At 62.6% G+C, this 20916-nt stretch carries 18 protein-coding genes and 1 tRNA gene; 10 read left to right on the forward strand and 9 right to left on the reverse strand.

Going from position 1 to position 20916, the window contains the following annotated elements:
* The first annotated feature begins 1 nt into the window (after window position 1).
* The 6 genes from ACP7BZ_RS19715 to ACP7BZ_RS19740 all read left to right on the forward strand — a co-directional run bounded on the left by ACP7BZ_RS19715 (window position 2) and on the right by ACP7BZ_RS19740 (window position 11287).
* Window positions 2–313: a hypothetical protein gene (locus ACP7BZ_RS19715; protein ID WP_426116305.1), complete on the forward strand. Its 312-nt coding sequence runs from the start codon at window positions 2–4 to the stop codon at window positions 311–313.
* Between the two features lie 28 nt (window positions 314–341).
* Window positions 342–863: a hypothetical protein gene (locus ACP7BZ_RS19720; protein ID WP_426116307.1), complete on the forward strand. Its 522-nt coding sequence runs from the start codon at window positions 342–344 to the stop codon at window positions 861–863.
* Between the two features lie 438 nt (window positions 864–1301).
* Window positions 1302–3308: a hypothetical protein gene (locus ACP7BZ_RS19725; RefSeq protein WP_426116309.1), complete on the forward strand. Its 2007-nt coding sequence runs from the start codon at window positions 1302–1304 to the stop codon at window positions 3306–3308.
* Window positions 3298–9696, forward strand: coding sequence for a hypothetical protein (locus tag ACP7BZ_RS19730; protein ID WP_426116311.1), 6399 nt, complete (start codon window positions 3298–3300; stop codon window positions 9694–9696). The genes ACP7BZ_RS19725 and ACP7BZ_RS19730 overlap by 11 nt, the downstream gene beginning before the upstream one ends.
* A 1024-nt stretch (window positions 9697–10720) precedes the next feature.
* A complete protein-coding gene (locus tag ACP7BZ_RS19735; RefSeq protein WP_426116312.1) occupies window positions 10721–10930 on the forward strand; it encodes a hypothetical protein in 210 nt (69 codons plus the stop codon).
* A 96-nt stretch (window positions 10931–11026) separates the two neighbouring features.
* A complete protein-coding gene (locus ACP7BZ_RS19740; protein WP_426116314.1) occupies window positions 11027–11287 on the forward strand; it encodes a hypothetical protein in 261 nt (86 codons plus the stop codon).
* Between the two features lie 233 nt (window positions 11288–11520).
* Here the strand turns inward: ACP7BZ_RS19740 and ACP7BZ_RS19745 are convergent.
* From ACP7BZ_RS19745 to petA, 6 genes are all read right to left on the reverse strand, one after another.
* Window positions 11521–11596 (reverse strand) — tRNA-Thr (locus ACP7BZ_RS19745).
* 18 nt (window positions 11597–11614) lie between these two features.
* Window positions 11615–12106: a ClpXP protease specificity-enhancing factor gene (locus ACP7BZ_RS19750; protein WP_426116316.1), complete on the reverse strand. Its 492-nt coding sequence runs from the start codon at window positions 12104–12106 to the stop codon at window positions 11615–11617.
* Window positions 12107–12220: 114 nt separating this feature from the next.
* Window positions 12221–12832, reverse strand: a complete 612-nt coding sequence (locus ACP7BZ_RS19755; protein ID WP_054265664.1) for a glutathione S-transferase N-terminal domain-containing protein — start codon at window positions 12830–12832, stop codon at window positions 12221–12223.
* 109 nt (window positions 12833–12941) lie between these two features.
* Window positions 12942–13709, reverse strand: coding sequence for a cytochrome c1 (locus tag ACP7BZ_RS19760; protein WP_426116318.1), 768 nt, complete (start codon window positions 13707–13709; stop codon window positions 12942–12944).
* Between the two features lie 28 nt (window positions 13710–13737).
* Window positions 13738–15150: a cytochrome b gene (locus ACP7BZ_RS19765; protein WP_426116320.1), complete on the reverse strand. Its 1413-nt coding sequence runs from the start codon at window positions 15148–15150 to the stop codon at window positions 13738–13740.
* 1 nt (window position 15151) lies between these two features.
* The gene (gene petA, locus ACP7BZ_RS19770; RefSeq protein ID WP_426116322.1) at window positions 15152–15766 is read right to left on the reverse strand and encodes a ubiquinol-cytochrome c reductase iron-sulfur subunit; all 615 of its coding nucleotides are present in this window, start codon (window positions 15764–15766) and stop codon (window positions 15152–15154) included.
* Between the two features lie 287 nt (window positions 15767–16053).
* On the opposite strand from petA, the gene mscL reads away from it, so the two are divergent.
* The 4 genes from mscL to ACP7BZ_RS19790 are packed head-to-tail and all read left to right on the forward strand — an operon-like array spanning window position 16054 to window position 18772.
* Entirely contained in the window at window positions 16054–16473 is a 420-nt protein-coding gene (gene mscL / locus ACP7BZ_RS19775; protein WP_426116324.1) for a large conductance mechanosensitive channel protein MscL, read from the forward strand.
* 12 nt (window positions 16474–16485) lie between these two features.
* A complete protein-coding gene (locus ACP7BZ_RS19780) occupies window positions 16486–17661 on the forward strand; it encodes a Do family serine endopeptidase (protein WP_426116326.1) in 1176 nt (391 codons plus the stop codon).
* A gap of 32 nt (window positions 17662–17693) precedes the next feature.
* Window positions 17694–18392, forward strand: coding sequence for a DUF2461 domain-containing protein (locus tag ACP7BZ_RS19785; RefSeq protein ID WP_426116328.1), 699 nt, complete (start codon window positions 17694–17696; stop codon window positions 18390–18392).
* Window positions 18393–18421: 29 nt separating this feature from the next.
* Complete coding sequence (locus tag ACP7BZ_RS19790; protein WP_426116330.1) at window positions 18422–18772, forward strand: cupin domain-containing protein; 351 nt, start codon at window positions 18422–18424, stop codon at window positions 18770–18772.
* A gap of 2 nt (window positions 18773–18774) precedes the next feature.
* On the opposite strand, the gene ACP7BZ_RS19795 is transcribed toward ACP7BZ_RS19790, so the two are convergent.
* The 3 genes from ACP7BZ_RS19795 to secB form a co-directional block, all read right to left on the reverse strand.
* Window positions 18775–19794 carry an NAD(P)H-dependent glycerol-3-phosphate dehydrogenase gene (locus tag ACP7BZ_RS19795; protein WP_426116332.1) on the reverse strand — a complete coding sequence of 340 codons (1020 nt, stop codon included), beginning with the start codon at window positions 19792–19794 and terminating at the stop codon, window positions 18775–18777.
* Window positions 19794–20252, reverse strand: a complete 459-nt coding sequence (locus ACP7BZ_RS19800) for an SH3 domain-containing protein (protein WP_426116334.1) — start codon at window positions 20250–20252, stop codon at window positions 19794–19796. The genes ACP7BZ_RS19795 and ACP7BZ_RS19800 overlap by 1 nt, the downstream gene beginning before the upstream one ends.
* A 116-nt stretch (window positions 20253–20368) precedes the next feature.
* A complete protein-coding gene (gene secB / locus ACP7BZ_RS19805) occupies window positions 20369–20839 on the reverse strand; it encodes a protein-export chaperone SecB (protein WP_426116336.1) in 471 nt (156 codons plus the stop codon).
* Window positions 20840–20916 lie beyond the last annotated feature (77 nt).

The raw sequence follows: 20916 nt of genomic DNA on the forward strand, positions 1-20916 counted from the left end.
CATGGGTATAGATCCAGTCAGCATGGCGCTTATTGGCGCGGCCATCGGTGGCGGCGCCAGCATGTACAGCGCGCACCAGCAAAAATCTGCAGCCGATGACGCGCTGAACGCACAGAAGGAATCGGCCGCCAAGGCCGAGGCCAACCGCCCGCAGGCGTCGAAAGCGCCGATGGTCCAAGGCGTGCAGGCTGGGCAAGCTGGTGCCGGGCAGGCCGGCGGCGCGCCGGGCGTGGCGCAGACCTTCCTCACCGGCGCCAGTGGCGTTGATCCGGCGACGCTCAACCTCGGGCGGTCAACTCTACTCGGCGGCTGAGATGGGGCTCGACGCGATGGCGGCTGTGATGACCGCAGGAGGCGCTTATCAGCAGGCGCAAGGACAGCGCTCGTCGCTTGAATACCAGGCGTCGGTGTCGCGCTCCAATGCGGTGCTCGCCGGGCGCCAAGCGTCCGACACCGTCACCCACGGCCAGACCGTCGAGGGCAACCAGCGCCTCAAGACCGCCCAGCTCAAAGGCACCCAGCGCGCGCAGATGGCGGCAAACGGCGTGGACCTGGGCGAGGGCAACGCCAACGACGTGCTCGCCACCACCACGATGATGGGCGAGCGCGACGCGCTGCAGATCCACGACACCGCCATGATGCAGGCGTGGGGCTACCGCACCCAGCAACAGGGTCTCCTCGATGACGCCCGGCGGCAGGACTCGGCAGCAGACTCGATCAGCCCGTGGATGGCCGCCGGCACTTCGCTGCTGACCGGCGCCACCAAGGTGGGCCAGCAATGGGACGCCAAAGCGAAAGCGAACGGCACGCCCGATTTCGGCACCACCATCAAGAACCAATTTTCAAGCATGTGGAATAGCTGATGGGGCGCCCTAAAAATTCAGTCGAAAGAATGCTGGTCGTGGACGTCGATACGACCGGCCCCTGCTGGATCTGGAAAGGCGCCGTGGGTCAACGGGGGCACGGGAAAACCAGCATCGACGGGGTGGCTGTCTCGCCCACACGCGCGTTCTTCGAGCATTTTAAAGGGGCTATCCCGGCCGGGCACACCCTCACACCCACGTGCAAAAACAAAAAGTGTGTGAACCCCGCGCATTTGAACGTGATATCGGTAGCTGAAAGCGTCCGGCTTGGGGCAAACCCGGCCGGGATTAACGCCAGAAAAGTGGTTTGCATCCGAGGGCACGCGCTTTCAGGCGGGAATCTTTACGTGACATCGGAGGGCCGACGGCAATGCCGTGCGTGCCGAAAGTGCCGGACGCGCCGAGCAGCGGTTTCTAAACCAAAATTGGGAGAATAATTTGCCAACAGTGCCAACGTATGACACCGCGCAGGTGCTGCCGGGCGTCTCGCCCGCCCCCTACCGTCAGGGCAACGCCCCCGACACCGCCATCGGTGCGCGCCAGATGGGCGCGCTTGGCGAAACCGTGCAGAACGTCGGTGCCTTCCTCTCGCAGGAAGAGGTGAACGCGCAGGGCATGGCCAACCAGGTCATGGTCGACGGCGCGAAAAACCAAGCCTTGCAGGAACAACTTGCGCGTACCTACGACCCTGACACTGGCTTTCTTAACAAGAAGGGCGCCGCCGCTCTGGCACCGGACCCGCTGGGCCGTTCGCTATCGCAGCGCTACACCGAAGAGTTTCAAGACAAGCTGAAAGAGATTTCCGGCGGCCTTGGCAACGACGCGCAGCGCCGGGTGTTCAACGAGCAGGCGGCTTCTATGGCCACCAGCTTCGGCGGCGACGTGCAGCGGCATATGCTGCAGGAATTCCGCAGCTACGGAATGGAGACACAGCAGGGCGCGATCAAGCTGGCGGCGGATGCCGCGAAACTGGCGTGGGATAACCCCGACAAGATCGGCGAACAGATCAAGAGCGCGAGCGCCGCCGTGTGGAAGGCGGGCCAGATTAACGGCGAGCCTGGAAGCCTGACGACGGCCAAGATCAAGGAAACCACGAGCGCCATTCATTCGGGTGTGATTGCCGCCGCGCTGGAAAACAACAATCCGGCTCAGGCCTTGGCGCACATCGAGGCGAAGAAGGGTGAGATGACCGCCGACGATCTGCTCAAGGTAAACAGCGCGATCAAGAGCGACGTGCGCGCGCGCGTCGCCACCAGCACGGCACAATCGGCGATGGACGACGTGCAGCGTGGCGCCTCGCCGCCGCAAGCGGTGCACATCATGAACGCGGCGGGTGTGACCGATAACACGAAGGACGTCCACGCCGCCACGTACGTCAACGCGTTGGCCACGAAGTACGCGGGTGATTCCACCAAGGTGCTGGCGGCCACGGCGATCGACGCCGACGTCGTCGACGCCGCCATCAAGAGCGCGGGCAAGGGCGGCGACTGGGTGTCGAAGCTCTCGACGGCCGACCAAGCGAAGCTGGCCACGGCGGTGGACGCCTACAACAAACCGCCGATTCCCACGATCCCATCGCAGCAGGACGTGCACACCTCGATTCGCGCCAAGCTGGGACCAAATCCCGACCCCCGAGTGCTTGCCGCCGCGCTGGCTGAGGGCACGCGCATGTACGCCGACTTCCAAGCCGACCGCAAGGTAAAGGGCGAGAACGCGATGCAGGCGGCGCAGCAGTGGCTGATCCAAAACAACGGCGCCATGGCGGCGCTGCCGCCAAACCTGGCGCAAGCGGTGACGCAGGCCGCCCCCGACAAATTCGACAACCTGATCGAGTTCTCGAAGAAGGTGGCCAAGGGTGAGAACGTCACCAACATGCCGGCCTACCTTGACGCCGTGGCCAACCCCGGCGAGCTGGCGAAAATGCCGCAGTCGGTGTTTAACCACTTCGTGACCACCCAGTTTTCGCAGACCGACGGCAAGCGCATCGCCGCGCTGCGCCAATCCGAGATTGACGGCAAAGAGGATATGTCCAGCGGTGCCGTGAACCGGCCCGCGCTCAACACCGCGCTGAACAGCCGGCTCGAAGCGATCGGCGTCGACCCGAAACCGAAGTCGCTCGAGGAAAAGGCGCGCGTGGGCAGCATCCAGAAGTTCGTCACCGACGGCATTTTCGCCCAGCAAAAGCAGCTCGGCCGAAAGATGACGGCGCAGGAGGTGGGCGATTTTGTCGACCAGACAATGGCGAAAAACCTGTCGTTCAAAAGCACGTTCCTGGGCTTCATCCCGGCCGGCTCGTCGCAAACGCCATTGCTTGGCATGAAGTCGGGCGATATCCCCGACGACGCCTTGAAGCAGATCCGCGCCTCGTTCGCCGCGCGCGGCAACACCAAGCCGACCGAAGACCAAATCATGCGCACCTACTGGAATGTCAAGAATGCCCGATAACACCGCAAACCCTTTCGACGCCGCTGTCGCGTCTGTCCTGCACACCGACGCGACGAACACCGCCGTTCAGATCCGCAACAACGTGCAGTTCGCCGTCGGGCAGAACCCCGACCAGGCCGCGCAATACCAGCACCTGGCCAAGTATGTGGGCGTGCCGGTCGAGACGGTGCAGGCCCAGCCCGACGCCATCAAGCAACAGGCCGCCCTCAAATCCATGGACGCCGACAAGATGGTGAGCGACTACCCGGCGCTGTCGAAATACATGGTCGACCCGAACAACGTGGCCAAGAGCCACGACGACATCGCCCCGCTGGCCGCCGTCGAGCAGGCCGCGCGCGCGGTGCCGACGTCGCCGGCGCCTGCCGTATCCGGCCCGATGATGGTGGCCACCACACCGGCGGCGCCGACCGTGCGCGACCGTCTCGTCGACTGGTGGGCCAGCATGGTGGGCGGCCCGAATGCGCAGCAGCAGCGATTCCAGCAGCAGGCGGCCGAGGCCAACGCCATCATGGCGGCGCGAGCGAGCAATCCCGAATTGCGCCCGAAGGCCGGCGCCACCCAGGCGCAGATCGACGACTTGAATAATCAGGCGTGGGAACAGTCGCGCCAAGCTGTTGGCGGCATGTCGCAGATCCCCCAGGTGGCCGCCGAGCGGTTCCTGGGCGCCGCGTCGCTGGGCATCATGCAGCCGAACGTGCAGGTGAAACCGCACACCTGGCAGTCGTCCACGGCCGGCGCCGTCGCCAGTCTTGCCGGCTTCGTCGTCGGCCCGGCCAAGCTGGCGGGCGCCGCCATCGGCGCCGTGCCGGGTGCCGGCGCGCTGGGCGCTGCCGCTGGGGAAGCATGGGCCACCGGCCTGGCCAAGCAGGTAGTGCAGCAGGCCGCGACGCTGGGCCTTGCCAGCGGCCTGCAGGAGGCCGGCGGCGCCGTGCTCGACTCGCATACCGTGGGCGAGGGTGCCGCGAAGCTGGGCCACGCCACCGCCAGCGGCGCCGCCGTCGGCGGGGTGTTCGGCGCGGCCGGTAAGCTGCTACCCGATAACACGATCGCCCAATGGCTGGGCCGCGCCGTCGGCGTCAGCGCCGCGCAGGACGCGATCTCTGGCGCCAATCCGTTCGACGATCGCCCGCTCGAGGACAAGCTGTTCGGCTACGGCATGAACGTGCTGTTCACCGCCCACGGCGCCGGGCGCACCACGGGGAACTGGTTCACCGACCACCCCGACGTGCGCAAGGGCTTCGAGGACGCGAACAAGGCGCAGGCCGCCGTTGACGCTGGCGGCGCGCTGCAAGCGCTGGGCGAATTGGCGGGCGCAAGCAAGACGCGCGAGCGCGACCCGGAAGCGTTCAAGCAATTTGTGCGCAGCGTCACCGAGGACGACCAGCTGCACGAGGTGTATGTCGACGCCAACAAGTTCGCCGAAGTGCTCAACCAGTCGGGTGTCGACATCAAGCAGCTGGCCGAGCGCATGCCCGAGGTGGCCGCCCAGTTCGAGCAGGCCGTGCACCTCAACGGCGATATCCGCATCCCGGTCGAGGACTACGCGACGCACATCGCCGGCGGCAAGATGGACGCCGCGCTGCTGCCGCACTTGAAGGCCGAGGCCGAGGGCATGACCTACGCGCAGGGCCAGGCGCACCTCGAGAACATGCAGGCCGAAATGGGGCCGCTGGCCGAGAAGCTGGTGGCGGGCAAGGGCGAGCACGACGCGGCGCAGGTCGACGGCCAGGTGGTGCACGATAAGGTGCTCGACCAGCTCAACGCCAACGGCCGGTTCCGGCCCGAGGTGAACAAGGCCTACGCGGCCTTGACGCGCGATTTTTACGTCACCCAGGCCGAGCGCGCCGGCATGACGCCGTCCGAACTATTCGAGAAATATCCGCTCAAGATCACCAGTGAGGCGATCGGCAGCGGCAAGGGGCTGGACCAGTCACCGACCGATGGCCCGTTCGGCCCGATCGCCCGGCAATTTAAAGGCGACGCCGCTGGCGCAATCGCGCATCTGAAAGAACAGCAATCGGGCGAAGCCGTGAGCGCGCTCAGCCACCCGGACGTCGGCGACATTGATCTGGTATGGGGTAAAGAAGGCACCGGGGCGAGCGACGGCTACGGACTGGCCAAACTCGTCAAATACCACCCGGAGGTGCTCGACGACCTACAGGGGATTCTGTCGGGGATGAGCGTCAAGTCGCGCAGCGCAAACCGCGTCAACCTGGAATCAGCCGATCACCGCGCCGGCGTGCGGTTGACTTGGGACGGCGAGGCCAAGAACTGGCTGATGACCGCGTTTGAAAAGAAAGGGGGAGATGTCGCCGACACGAGGACAGACACTGACGGCGTTACCAGCGGGGGTGACACAGCTCGCCCCGCCGACATCTCGCACACCAGTATAGACCAAGACCTGAACAATTTCTACCAGGGCAACCGTGGCGGCTTCAACCCTGAAACCAATACGATCAGCCTGCTGAAAAATGCGGACCTGTCCACCTATCTGCACGAGTCGGGGCACTTCTTCCTCGAAACGATGCACGATATGGCCAGCGCGGCCGATGCGCCCGAGGGCATCCGCAAGGATTTCGACACCCTGCTGCAGTCGTTCGGTGAGGCTGGCGCCACGCCCGAAGAGCGCGCGGCCAGTTGGTCGGCAAAGACCCTCGAAGAAAAGCGCGCCGGCCATGAGCAATTCGCCGAGGGCTTTGAAAAGTACCTGATGGAAGGCAAAGCCCCGTCGCTCGAACTGCAGGGCCTGTTCTCGCGGTTCCGCAGCTGGCTGGTGAGCGTCTACAAGTCGCTGTCGAACATGACGGTGGAACTGACGCCCGAGGTGCGCCAGGTCATGGACCGACTGCTGGCCAGCGACGAAGCGATCCGCCAAGCCGAGCAAGCGCGCAGCTACCTGCCGCTGACCGAAGCACCGGAAGGCACCAGCGCCGAACAGTTCGCCGCCTATCAGGCGCTGGGCGCCGAGGCCACCGAGCAAGCCGTCAACGACATGAGCGCGCGCAGCATGCGCGATATGAAGTGGGCAAGCAACGCCAAGGGCAAGGCGATGAAGGCATTGCAGACGCAGGCCGACGCCCAGCGCAAGGCGATCCGCGAGGAGGTCGCCAAGGAGCTGGAAGCGGACCCGGTGCGCGAGGCCGAGGCTTACCTCAAACGCAAGGACGGCACCGACCCGGCGCCAGCGGCCGAACAGAAAGCATGGACGGCCGAGCGCGACGCCCAGCGCGTGGCGCTGGCCGAGACGGTCAAGGCCGAATATCTGGCCACGCCCGAAGGCGCCGCCGTCAAGGGCATCAAAAAAGGCCAGTTCCTCGCCAAGAACAAACGGGCGATCGAGAACGAAGCCGAGCGGCGCACCATCGCGTGGGAGCAGGAGACCCCGCGCCCGGTCAAACCCAAGGTGGACAACGACATTGTGGCCGAAATGTTCGGTTTCACCGACGGCAAGGAAATGAAAAAGGCCATCGACGCCGCCGGCAAGCTAAAAGACCAGATCGACGGCATGACCGACCAGCGCATGCTCGAGCGCCATGGTGAACTGATCGACGGGCCGAGCATTGAGCGCGCGGCCGAGGCGGCAATCCACAATGAGGCGCGCGCCCGGTTCATGGCCACCGGCCTGAAAATGCTGAGTAAGTCGCCGATCCCCGCACGCCAGCTGGCCGAGGCGGCCAAGCAAGCGGCCGAGGCGGCGATCGCGGCCAAGCGGGTGCGCGACTTGCGCCCCGCCCAGCACATGGCCGAGGAAGCGCGCGCGAACCGCGAGGTAATCAAGCTGGCGCCGAAGGACCCAGCCGGTGCTGTGCAGGCGCAGCGCGCCGCGCTGCTCAACAACCGACTGTTCAAGGCGGCCACCGACGCCGTGGCCGAGGTGCAAAAGGGTGTCGACTACCTCAAAAAATTCGACAAGGACAGTATTCGGGGTAAGATCGCGCTGGATATTCGGGACCAGATCGACGACCTGCTGTCGCGGTTCGATCTGCGCCAGAAGGTGCCGGACGGCCTGACGCGCAAACAGTTCAATTTGAAAGAGTGGATCGAGTCGCAGCTGGAACTGGGCTACGCGCCGCCCGTGTCTGTCGACATGCTCGACCCCGGCGTGCGCATGCACTTCAAGGACATGACCGTCGAACAGTTCCGTGGACTGATCGACAGCGTCAAGGCAATGGAGTTCATCGGCAAAAAGCGCCAGGAACTGACGATCGGCGGCGAGCGCGTCGACCTCGACGACTACGTGGCCAGCAAGATCGTGCCGAAGTTGGAAGAGCGCGGCGAGCGGTTCACTGCTGACGACTTGCTCGACCGGGCGGACGAGCGCAGCGACAACGTGTTCGCGCAGGCGCTGGACAAGCTCAACGCCTGGCGCCGCGCCGCCGCTGCCCAGCTCAAACCGACCGAGTTCAAGCGCAACCAGTACGACATGCACGAACTGCTGGGCCCGATGGGCGAGAGTATTTTCGAGCCAGTGATCAACGCGAATTACCACAAGGTCGACATGCTCAAAGGGCTGTCGGAGGACTTCAAGCGGCTGGCGCAGGACCAGGGCAAAGAGTGGCAGGACAGTCTGCGCAACATGGTGGCCAATAAGGAACTGGTCGACCCGGACAAGAGCACGCCGGGCAATCCCAAAATGCTTCGTATCACTCGGGCCAAGATGATCGGTATCGCCATCCACGTCGGCAACGAGTCGAACTTTAACAAGCTGTCGGCCGGGTGGGGCTGGAAGCCGGGAGCCGTCTGGTCGTTCCTGCACAACCACATGACAGAAAAGGACTGGGCCGCAACGCAAGGCATTTGGGATCTATACGAAAAGCACTGGCCCGACATGGAAGCGATGAACCGCCGCCTGGGCAACACGTCGCCCGAAAAGATCGAACCGCGCGCGTTCCCCACCAAGTTCGGCGAACAGCGCGGCGGATATGCGGCGATCGCCTACGATTCGCTGCGCTCGCGTCGCGGCGAGAAAGAGGCGCAGATCCGCGCGGTCGACCCGTCCGACGGTCTGTTTGGCCGTGGCTACTTCAAGGCCGACACGACCACCAACGGCTCGATGAATGGCCGCGTCGACGGCTACACCGATCGGGTGGAACTCGACTTCCACCATATCGCCACCCGGTTGCACGAGACAATCCACGATCTGGCGTACCGCGAGGTGGCCATCGACGTGAACAAGATCCTGGAGCACCCAGAGTTTCGCGCCGCATTCCGCACCGCCTATGGGCCGGAAGCGTACCGCTCGCTGCAGGAATGGCTGGGCAAGGTGGTGAACTCCGAGAACGGCGACCAGCAGGTGGGCGCGCTGGGCAAGTTCCTGCAGTACACCCGCACCGGCATGGTGATGACGGCCATCGCGCTGCGCGCGTCGACGGTGGCCAAGCACGGCGGCAGCGCCGGTATCAAGACGATGGGATACTTCGTCGGCGGCGGCGAAAAGTACTTGGCGTCGCGCTCGGCGTCGATGGGCACCGACTACACGGCGCAGATCACCGACGCGCAGGAAAAGTTCGGCGAGATTCGCGCCCGCCTGTTGCAGCAAGACCGCGACTTCCGGGTGACCAGCACCGCGCTGTTCGAGAAAGAACACCTGCAATCGCAGGCCGAGCGCTTCGGCCACGCTGCTGTGGCTTGGTCCGACATGATGACGGCGGTGCCGACGGCGTGGGCGGCTTACGACCGCGCCATCACCGAGGGCGTGCCGGTCAACCAAGGCGGCACGGGCAAGCCGATGACCGAGGCGCAGGCCGTCAACTACGCCAACAAGATCGTGCGCGAGGCGCACGGCAGCAACGTCGAGACGGCGCGCAGCATGGTGATGAACACCAGTTCCGAGGCCTTGAAAATGTTCACGACTCTCTATGGCTTCATGAACAACACCCTGGGCCAGGCGATGGATGGGTACGACAAGCTGGGCACCCCTGGCATCAACAAGCCGGTGGTGCTGGCGCGTACCTTTATGGCGCTGATCGTGCCGGCGATATGGGCGCACACGCTGACCCACGGCGCGCCCGATGACGAAGAAGGCTGGGCGAAGTGGGCGGGCAAAGCCGTGGCGGGCGAGGTGGCCGGTATGGTGCCTTTTGTGCGCGACGCAGTGGCCATGTTTGAAGGCTACTCGCACGCGGGCGTGGTCGGCGCCGAGTCGTGGATGAGCACCATCGTCAAAGCCGCGCTTGATGTCAAGCACCTAGCCGAGGGCAAAGAGGTGAAGGCGCCGATCAAGGACATCGCCAACGCCGCGGGCATGGGGCTGCACATCCCAGGGCTGGGCCAGCTGGGCACGTCGGCGCAATACGCGGCCGACGTCGCGGCGGGCAAAGAGCACCCGGCCGATGCTGCCGAATACGCAAAGGGCGTCGCCACTGGCCACGGCGCGAAAAAGCACTGAAGGCCGTTGGTGTACGCCACCGAGGTGAGCACCGGCAAGGCCCGGCCGACCGGCGCCGCGGACACGGCGCGCGGCGTGATTACGGGCACCGCCAGCCCGGCCAGCAAGGGGCGGTAAGCGGTATGCTATCCGCGCGGAAGGTAGTGATTGGGATAAAGGGTGCGCCCGCTGGAAATATCTGGTCGTCGAAGTTGCGGATCAAATCGCCGTGCAACGCGTTTGCGAGGTTGAGCTCACCAGCTGGCTTCGTGCCGGCCTGGCTTGGGCGCCAACCTGCAGGCGCTTAGCGGCTCCGTCCTCGACCCGCACCACTTCGGCGAACCACAATGCGCATTTTGGGCCATCGGCAACGTGCTACCATCATGGCCACATAAGCAACATTAGGGTACAAATATGAAACTGTACGGTTTTCTACTGTGGGTCTTAGCGTCGTCTGTAAATGCGCAGGACGCGGCGCCCTCGCCCGATTGTTCCGCCTACCCAAACCTTGCCCCTTTCATTGCGGGATGCCGCACGACGCAAGCGCCAACGGCGCCGCTTCCAACGGTGAAACCGTCACTCTCACCCGACGAATATAGGGCTGCGCTTACCGAATGGGCCACGGCTTTTCGGCTTTGCGCGGCAAAGTCTGCGACCGCGCTCGACGATGGCCGGTCCGACGCAAATACAATCGCCGCGGGCGTTCAGGCCAGGTGCCTGTCGAGCCTTTCCCCTCTCGCAGATATAGCAGGCGTTACCGGCGCACGGGATTTTATCGAAAGAAGCAGACCCGGCTTGATAGAGATTGTTCTCGTTCAGCGTGCGAAGGTGGCGGGAAAATCTTCGGGCGCTAAGAAAAGCCAGATGTAAAACAAGCACAACAAATACCCCGCGTGGCCGCCCAGCGTCGCGGCAGGCGGCCATACTGGTCCGCACCAGGCGGGTGACTGGCGGGGATTGCACACCATACAAAAATGGTGATAAAAATCAACAAATCGTCATCTTTCAGACATTTTTGTGCTATTGTTACCCATCGCAACGGCGCATGAATACTATGACCCCGCAAGAATTTACCGCCGCCCTGGCGCAACTGGACTGGAAACAATCGGATTTTTGCCGCATGGCAGACGTCGGCAAGAACACGCCAAGTCGATGGGTGAACGGCGTCACGCCGATACCCGGGTGGGCGGCGCGGTTCTTGGCAATGTCACTGGAAATAAAGCGAATGGCTCGGTTGATCGAGCCAAGCAAATAGGTTTGTAGCACCGACCTGACGGCATCAGGAATCGGCGACTCGGGCTGTTGACGCAGCCCAGGCCACCTAACCAAAATCCAAACTAGGAGTAAGGAAATGGCTGAATCAGATTTTAGCACCGGGCAGTGCGCGCAACCACGAACAAAAGCGCAGGTAGCACGCCGCGCCGACGATCTCGACCGCATTGACACCATCAACGCGCGGCACAACCAGGTGCTGGGCATTTTGGGCTACATACTCGCGAACCTCGAGGACCTGGACGAAGGTACCCCAATGCCCCCGGCGGTGCTCAGCAGCACACTATGGGCTGCTCAGGTTTTGCTTGAGCAAGCGCAGGAGGCCGCAACCACCCTCTAGGCTATGCGAAGGACATCGGTGACCATCTGAATACATGAGCCCAGCCACAGCGCTGGGCTTTTTCTTTGGTGCGCCTGGTCCCGGCTGAGCAGGGCGGAGATCGGCGCATCGGTGAGCGCCATGCATTTATCGACTTGGGGTACCCCTGGGGTACCCATGAAGGAAATCCGACTTTTAAAACAAAAAGACTCACAAACCGAAGCGTGCAAGTCTTTGATTTTACTACCTTATTCTGGTGCCGACTGCCGGTTTCGAACTGGCCACCTGATGATTACAAATCAACTGCTCTACCAAATGAGCTAAGTCGGCGTGGACGAAATTATACCGCTATTTGATGACCGTCAGGGTTGGCCTGCCGCCTTTTTTGGGCGGTTCGTCATCATTGCCGGTGGGCGCCGCTGATACCTTGGGCACGGCGCTGCCGGTGTCGGCGCTGCTGCTCGGTACCGAGGCCAGGGTCGGTGCCGCGTTCTCGACGCCCGCGACAGCGTTCGGCTCGGCCGCAGCATCGGTGACGTCGAATGCCATGCCCTGGCCGTTTTCGTTGGCATAAATGGCCAGCACATTGTGGACCGGGACGTAGATTTCACGCGAGACGCCGCCGAAACGGGCGTGGAAACGCACTGCATCATTGTCCATCTTGAGGCCGGAGGTGGCGCCGAAGCTGATGTTGAGGACGATTTCGCCCTTTTTGACGTATTCCCGCGGCACCGTGGTGGTGGCGTCGACTTTTACCGCAAGGTAAGGGGTGAAGCCGCTGTCGGTACACCATTCGTAGATGGCGCGCAGCATGTAAGGTTTGGTGGAAATGTCAGCCATGGTGGGAATGCTTCATACAGAATTGCAAGGGATGCAGGATTGCACGCCAGTCTACGACGATTGCTTGAACAGCGTCGTCCACCAGCGTGCAAGCTCATGCGTGTCCGTCAGACATCAACGGCGCATGACTTTTTCAGATGGCGTCAACGCTTCGATGTAGGCAGGGCGCGAGAAGATGCGCTCGGCGTATTTCATCAGTGGGGCTGCCGTCTTCGACAACTCGATACCGTAGTGGTCGAGGCGCCACAACAGCGGCGCGACAGCGACGTCGAGCATCGAAAACTCGTCGCCGAGCATGTACTTGTTCTTCAGGAACAGAGGTGCGAGCGTGGTCAGGCGATCGCGGATTTCCGCGCGCGCCTTGTCGTGGCTCTTGTCGTTGGCCTTGGCGCGCTCACTCTCGAGCACGTGGACGTGGACAAACAACTCTTTTTCGAAATTGAACAGCATCAGGCGGGCGCGCGCACGCATCAACGGATCGGCAGGCATCAGTTGCGGGTGCGGGAAACGCTCGTCGATGTATTCATTGATGATGTTCGATTCGTACAGAATCAATTCGCGTTCGACCAGGATGGGGACCTGGCCATACGGATTCATCGTTGAAATGTCTTCCGGCTTGTTAAACAGGTCGACGTCACGGACTTCAAAGTCCATGCCTTTTTCGAACAGTACCAGACGGCAGCGTTGGGAAAAGGGGCAGGTAGTGCCCGAATAGAGAACCATCATGGTTTATAGTTCCTTAGAAACAAAGGGGGTGAGACGCGAACGTTCACCCCAAAATGATCGCCCGAGACAGTCTACGGGCGAGAAATGCTGGCGCAGTAGTATAGGTGAATTACTTGACTTCTTTCCAGTAGGACGCGGACAGACGCCAGGTCAACAGCACGAATAGCGACAGAAACAACAGTACCCACACGCCCAGGCGCTTGCGCGTTTGCTGGGCCGGCTCAGCCATCCACTCGAGATAGCCGACCAGGTCGGCCATGGCGGTGTCGAAGTCGGCCGCCGTCATGCTGCCCGGCGTGACTTGTTCGAATCCGGCAAACTTGTGCACCGTCTTGCTGTGATCGTGCGGGTCTTTTTCTTCCGCCATCTTGACGGTGCGCACGCCCTGAAGTTGCCACAACACATGGGGCATTGCCACGTTCGGCAACACCATGTTGTTCCAGCCGGTCGGCCGGGTGTCATCTTTGTAAAAGGTGCGCAAATAGGTATACAGGTAGTCGCCACCGCTGCCGGCCGAGGATGCCTTGGCGCGGGCAATCACGGACAGGTCGGGCGGCACCGCACCGAACCAGGCCTTGGCATCGGCCGGGCGCATGGCGGTGGTCATCAAGTCGCCCACCTTGTCGCCGGCAAACAGCAGGTTGCCCTTGATCTGCTCGTCCGTCAGGCCCAGGTCCTTCAGGCGGTTGTAACGCATGCTCGATGCGGCGTGGCAATTAAGGCAATAGTTGACGAACAGCTTGGCGCCGTTTTGCAGCGACGACAGGCTAGCCCGCTCGGGCGCCTTGTCGAGGGCAAAGCCGCCTTCGTTGGCCAGCGCCAGCGCCGGCAGCACGGTCAGCGCCAGGGTCGCAAGTAATTTTTTCACAAAAGTCATGGTGGGCTATCCTCGTCTCTGGGGGCGGTCAGTGCGGATGGAAGGTCACGCGCTTGGGCACGGGCTTGAACGTGCCCATCGTGCTCCACCACGGCATCAGCAGGAAAAAGCCGAAGTACAGCAGGGTGCACACCTGCGAGACCACGCCGCCGATCGGGCTCGGCGGCTGGGTGCCGAGGTAGCCGAGGGTGATGAAGGATAAACCGAATACCGCCAGCACCAGCTTGTGCCAGGTGGGACGATAGCGGATCGAGCGGGCCGGCGAGTGGTCCAGCCACGGCATCAGGGAGATGATGATGACGGATGAGCCGAACAGCACCACGCCCCAGAACTTGGCGTCGAGCACCGAGGGCAACATGCCGATGATCAGCACGATGCCGATGATGGCGACAACGATCTTGGTGACGAAGGACAGCCGCGACTTGAGCCACAGGAACACGACATAGGCCGCCACCACCCCCATCAGCACATACATGAAGTCCGCCGTGGTGGCGCGCAGCACCGAGTAGAACGGTGTGAAATACCAGGTGGGGGCAATGTGGGTCGGCGTTTTAAGCGAATCGGCGGGAATAAAATTGTTATATTCCAGGAAATATCCGCCCATTTCCGGCGCAAAGAAAATCACTGCGCTGAAAATCAGCAGGAAGATCGAGACGCCGAACAGGTCGTGGAAGGTGTAATACGGGTGCGACGGCACGCCGTCGAGCGGGTGACCATCCGCGCCCAGGGTGTCCTTGATTTCGATGCCGTCGGGGTTGTTCGAGCCCACTTCGTGCAGGGCGATCAGGTGGGCCGCCACCAGTCCGAGGATGACCAGCGGAATGGCGATGACGTGGAAGGCAAAGAAACGGTTCAGGGTGGCATCCGACACCACGTAGTCGCCGCGAATCCACAGCGACAGGTCCGGCCCGATCAGGGGAATGGCGCCGAACAGGTTGACGATCACCTGGGCGCCCCAGTACGACATCTGGCCCCACGGCAGCAGGTAGCCAAAGAACGCTTCGGCCATCAGCGCGAGGAAAATGGCGAAACCGAACAGCCACAGCAGTTCACGCGGCTTGCGGTACGAGCCGTACAGCAGGGCCCGCGTCATGTGCAGGTAAATGACGATAAAAAACGCCGAGGCGCCCGTCGAGTGCATGTAACGCACCAGCCAGCCCCATGGCACCTCGCGCATGATGTACTCGACCGAGCCGAACGCCAGGTTGGCATCGGGCTTGTAGTGCATGGTCAGGAAAATGCCGGTAACAATCTGCAGTACCAGAATAAAGGTGGCGAGAATGCCGAAGATGTACCAGAAATTGAAGTTTTTGGGAGCGTAGTACTTGCCCCACTGGTCGTTCCACAGTTTGGACAGGGGAAAGCGGTCATCGATCCAGCCGACGGCTTTTTCTGCCACCGGCGCATTGGCCGGGAACTTGGTTTCTTTAAACGCTGCCATGTTATGCCTCGCCTTTCTCGTCTTTACCGATCACGATGCGGTTGTCCGACAGGTACATATACGGCGGCACATCGAGATTGGTCGGCGCCGGTTTGTTCTTGAACACGCGCGCGGACAAATCGAAGGTGGAGCCGTGGCAGGGGCACAGGAAGCCGCCATTCCAGTCGTCGGGCAGGCTCGGCTGGGCGCCGGCGGCGAAGCGCGACGACGGCGAGCAACCGAGGTGCGAGCAAATACCGACCACCACCAGCACTTCCTTGTGCTCGGCGCGGGCGCGCTGCTCGTTTTTGGCATAGGCCGGGACGTCGAGCTGATAAAATTTTTCGGACTTGGGATCGGCGACCTTGTCGTCGTTCTTGGCGAGGGAGGCCATCATGTCAGGGGTGCGGCGCAAGATCCACACGGGTTTGCCGCGCCATTCGACCACTTTCATGGTGCCGGGAGCAACGTCGGAGATATCTACTTCGACCGGGGCGCCTGCCGCTTTGGCGCGCTCCGATGGCTGGAACGTACTGACCAGAGCACCTGCCGTGGCCAAACCAACAACTCCACCAGCTGCGCACGTGGCGACCATTAGTCCCCGACGGCCTGGATCGACCTGTTTTTCGTTACTCATAACCAACCCCAAGTTTAGTCAAAATACGAAACTCCCAGAAGCCATGCTGAACTTCTAGCAACCTTAAATTATAAGGTAAGCCGATAGCGAATTAAATAAAAAGTTGCAAGCTACCTATCATAGATTCGGCATTCGCGTGCTGCGATGCAGCGAAATGGCGGCGCCCCTGCTGCGGCAACGTCTCCTTATGTTAGCGCGAGCCCGGCGAAGGGCGTCGCCGGGCTGCCGTTGCGCGTCACTTCGCGGTATGATGATGTATCATTTTTAACATTTATTGGGGAAATCGTATGAGCATGATGGGCGAATTCAAGCAGTTTGCGATGAAGGGCAATGTGATTGATCTGGCCGTTGGTGTCATTATCGGCGCGGCGTTCAGCAAAATTGTCGATTCGCTGGTACAAGACATCATCATGCCGCCCATCGGTAAATTGTTCGGCGGTCTCGATTTCGCCAATTATTATGTGCCCCTGAATGGCCAGGCTTACGGGCTGGCGCTGGCCGAGGCAAAAAAAGGTGGCGCCGTGCTTGCGTATGGCAACTTTTTGACGGTCGCCTTGAATTTTATTTTGCTCGCCTTCATTATTTTCCAGATGGTGCGCATGATTAACCGCCTGCAAAAGCCAGTGCCAGCGGTCGCGCCGGTCGCGCCCGCCACGCCGGAAGACGTCTTGCTGCTGCGTGAAATCCGCGACGCCCTGCGCCGCTAAGGATCTGCGTAGATGAAACGATTGTGGCTGCTGTTCGCCCAGGTCATCACGGTGGCGCTGGCGCTGTTCATGGTGGTGCAGGCCCTGCGGCCCGAGTGGCTGTCGCGCTCCGGCGCCCGTCTCGAAGGCGTCACGCCGTCGAGCACGGTGCCGGTATTGCAGGCGCCCGCCGCCTCGGCCAGGGGCGCCGGGGTCGGCAGTTACCGCGATGCCGCCGCGCGCGCCATGCCGGCCGTGGTCAACATTCTCACCAGTAAAGCCTTACCGCAAAACCATCCCTTGATGCGCGACCCGTTTTTCCGTCGCTTCTTTGGTGACCGCGCCCCCCGCACCGAGCAGCAAATGAGCCTGGGCTCGGGGGTGATCGTCAGTCCCGACGGCTATATCCTGACGAACAATCACGTGGTCGAAGCGGCCGATGAAATCGAGGTGGTGCTGGCCGATGGCCGCAAGGCGGCCGCCAAGGTGGTCGGCACCGACCCGGAAACCGATTTGGCGGTGATTCGCATCGCCGAACGCAATTTGCCGGTGATCGTGCTGGGCAGTTCGGAGCAGGCGCGGGTGGGCGATGTGGTGCTGGCCATCGGCAATCCTTTTGGTGTGGGCCAGACCGTCACCATGGGCATTGTCTCTGCGGTGGGACGCAACAATTTGCACATCAACCAGTTCGAAAATTTTATCCAGACCGACGCCGCCATCAATTTTGGCAACTCGGGCGGCGCCCTCATCGATGTGGCCGGTAACCTGATCGGCATCAATTCGGCGATTTATTCGCAGTCGGGCGGCTCGGTCGGCATCGGTTTTGCCATTCCCGTCAGTACCGCCAAATCGGTGATGGATGCCATCATCAAGAACGGCCAGGTGGTGCGCGGCTGGATCGGCATCGAAACCCAGGACATCACGCCCGAACTGGCCGAGGGCTTCGGCCTCGACCGCAAGAGTGGTGCCATCATTGCCGGCGTGGTGCGCGGTGGTCCGGCCGAGCGCGCCGGCATCCGGCCCGGCGACATTCTCGCTGCCGCGCAGGGCAAACCGGTGGGCGACACCAACCAGATGCTGACGCTGATTTCTTCCCTGCCGCCTGGTGAAAAGGCGCAATTCACGGTGATTCGCAAAAACCAGCAATTGACCCTCGATGTTGTCGTCGGCAAGCGTCCACGGCCGAAGCCCAGCGCCGATGACGAGTAAGATGACGGATCCCACCATTTCGATAGTGACCCATGCATCTGCGCGACCTGACCCAATATCTGACCGAGCTCAAAGACAATAACAACCGTCCCTGGTTCATCATGAACAAGCCCCGCTATGACATCTTGCGGGAAGAATTTTTGGCCGTGGTGACCCAGCTAATCGCCGAGATTGGCAAGTTTGACCGCCCGATCGCCGCCTGCAACCCGAAAAAAGCGCTGTTCCGCATCAACCGCGACATCCGTTTTTCGCATGACAAGCGCCCCTATAAAACCCGCTTTTCTGCCGGCCTGACGCCGAACGACCTGCGCCGCCCCAGCGCCGGCGGCGGTCCCACCTATTATTTTCATATCGAGGGCGACGGCACGCTCGGCTTTGGCGCCGGCGAGTACCTGCCGCCGCCGGCGCGCCTGAAGGCGATCCGCCAGCACGTGGTCAACGATGCGACAGGTTTTGCAAAATTGATCAAAAATAAAGCCTTGCGCCAGACCTTCGACGGTTTTGATCACGACCACGTCCTGCAACGGCCGCCAAAAGGCTTCGATGCGGACCATGTGCACGTCGAGTACCTCAAAATGAAGGGCTTCTTTGTGTGGACCGAAGTCAAGCTGGCGCTCAACGAGCCCGACAAGCTGGTGCCGCAGGTGGCGGCTGGCTTCAAGGATGCGCAGGCGCTGGTGAGCTGGCTGCGGGCAGTACCGGAAACGTTTGACGACGCCGAACAGGTTTAATCACACCATTTCATTGATCAGGACACACCATGGCATTGCAACACGCAGCATCTGGCGACAAGATCGCGCTGTCGCGCGGCGATGACGACATCGCCTTCTTCACCTCGGTGGCCCTGGTCAAGACCGCGCACATGGAATTGATCCGGCTGGTGTTGCCGAAAGAGCGCCCCATTCCGCTGCACAAGGTGGACGGCGAACTGACCCTGCAGTGTCTCGAAGGGGAGATCGAGGTCGAGGCCCACGACCGCCTCACCAATTTACGGCCCGGCGAAATGTTGTATCTGGCCGCCGGCGTGCCGCACACGGTGCGGGCGGTCGACGATGCGGTCGGCCTGATGACCATCCTGCTGGCGCGCCCGCCAGGTCCGTCAGCCGTCTAAGTTCAGGATTCGCCGCGCGGGTCGCGCGCCAGCAACTGCGCCACCATGGCGCTGGGGTCATCGCCATCGAATAGCACGCCGGCCACCGCATTGGTGATCGGCATGTCGACGCCCAGCCTGGCAGCGAGCGCACGCACAGCGCGCGCGCACGGCACCCCCTCGGCAACGTGGCCCAGCTCTGCCACCACCTGGTCGAGCTTCTTGCCGCTGGCCAGTTCCAGGCCCACCCGGCGGTTGCGTGACAGGTCGCCCGTGCAGGTGAGGATCAGGTCGCCCATGCCCGTCAAACCCATGAAGGTGGCCGCTTGCCCGCCCAGCCGGGTGCCGAGGCGGGTGATTTCCGCCAGGCCGCGGGTGATCAGGGCGGCGCGCGCGTTCAGGCCGAGGCCCAGGCCGTCGGCGACGCCGGTGGCAATCGCCAACACGTTCTTGACGGCACCGCCCACTTCGACGCCCACCAGGTCGTCGCACGAATAGACCCGCATGTTGCCGCCATGGACCAGCGCGACCACGCGCTGGCGCAATTCGGCGCAGTCCGAGGCGACTGTCAGCGCGCACGGCAAACCTTGCGCCACTTCCTGCGCAAACGACGGACCCGACAGGGCGCCGCCCGCCACCGGCTCGCCCCGCACCTCGGCCACCACCTGGTGCGGCAGCAGGCCGCTGCCGTACTCAAACCCCTTGCACAACCACACCAGGTTGGGAATCGGGCGGCTTTTCAATTGTCCCAGCAGGGGGCGCAGGCCGGCCACCGGGCAGGCGGCGATCAGCAGCGGGGTGGCGGTCGCGTCATCAAGCGCGCCGACCGCCACGTGGGCCAGGGCGGCGTCGAAGTCGGCCGTCACCGTCATAGTGGCCGGCAAGCTAAAGCCGCGCAGGTAGGGGCCGTTCTCGCGCGCCGCCGCCATCGTCGCCATGGCGGCGCTGTCGCGGCCCCACAGGCACACCTGGTGGCGGCTGGCCAGCGACAGGGCCACGGCAGTGCCCCAGGCGCCGGCGCCCAGTACGGTAATGTTGGCCATCAGGTCCCCCAGACGTCGGTTGCCTTGACGAAGCCACTGGCGCCGTCGCGGTGATGTACTTTCAGCCACAGCGAAGTCGGCGCCGCTTCCACCAGTTCGAGCAGCACGCCGCGCTCGACCGTCAGGACGATGGCGCCATTGTCGTCGGCGCTGGCGCGCACGCGTGCGCTGGCGCTGCGGACCACCAGCATGCGGCGCGCGCTGACGGCCTTCGCTTCGGCCCAGGCCAGGTCGCCATTCATGTCACGCACCTTGAGCCAGGGGCCCGAGCTGATCACCACCTCGACGGGCATGCCGCGCGGTGCCACGTACAGTTTGCCGGCCTTGCTCGATGGCCCATCGTAGAGGATGGCGGGGGCGGCGCCGATGCTTTTGAAGTCGACGGCAGACGCCGGCAAGGCCAGTGCCAGTGCAAGTGTAGCGGCGGCAAGGAGTGGAGCAGGGCGCGTGCGTGTCATCGACAGTCTCGAAAGTGGCATAAAAAGCAGGGTGAGCGCAGCAAACTAAAACGGGACAGGCTGTTGGCCTGTCCCGCTCGAAAACTTGCAAAGGCGCTCGCTGGTAGCGCCGTCGCTTAGTTCAGCGTAGGCGCTTCCGGGGCGGCTGCCTGCTCGGCCAGGGCGGCGCGACGCTGCTGATAGAACACCTCGAAGTTGATTTCGGCGAGGTGCACTGGTGGGAAGCCGGCGCGGGTGATGACGTCGGCGATGTTGCCACGCAGGTAAGGGTAGACGATGTTCGGGCAACCGATGCCCAGCAGCGGGTCGAGCTGGTCAGCAGGGATGTTGCGTGCTTCGAAGATACCGGCTTGCTTGCCTTCGACCAGGAAAGCGACTTTTTCGCCGATCTTGGCGGTGACGGTGATCGTCACGGTCGACTCGTAGATGCCGTCGGCGATGGCTTCAGCGCCGACGTCGAGCGAGACTTCGATGGTAGGCGCTTCTTGCTCGAGGAAAATGCCAGGGGAATTCGGCTGTTCCAGCGACATGTCTTTCAGGTAGACGCGTTGGATTTGGAATACGGGTTGCAGGTTTTCGTCAGACATGGAACGCTTTCGTTGAGAGATAAGGGAAAAGGCAGGGCGCCGTTCCGTATATGCGTGTGAGCAAATGCGGTGGTAAT

This window comes from Massilia sp. PWRC2, assembly GCF_049896725.1.
Taxonomy (GTDB): Bacteria; Pseudomonadota; Gammaproteobacteria; order Burkholderiales; family Burkholderiaceae_D; genus JAFCUW01.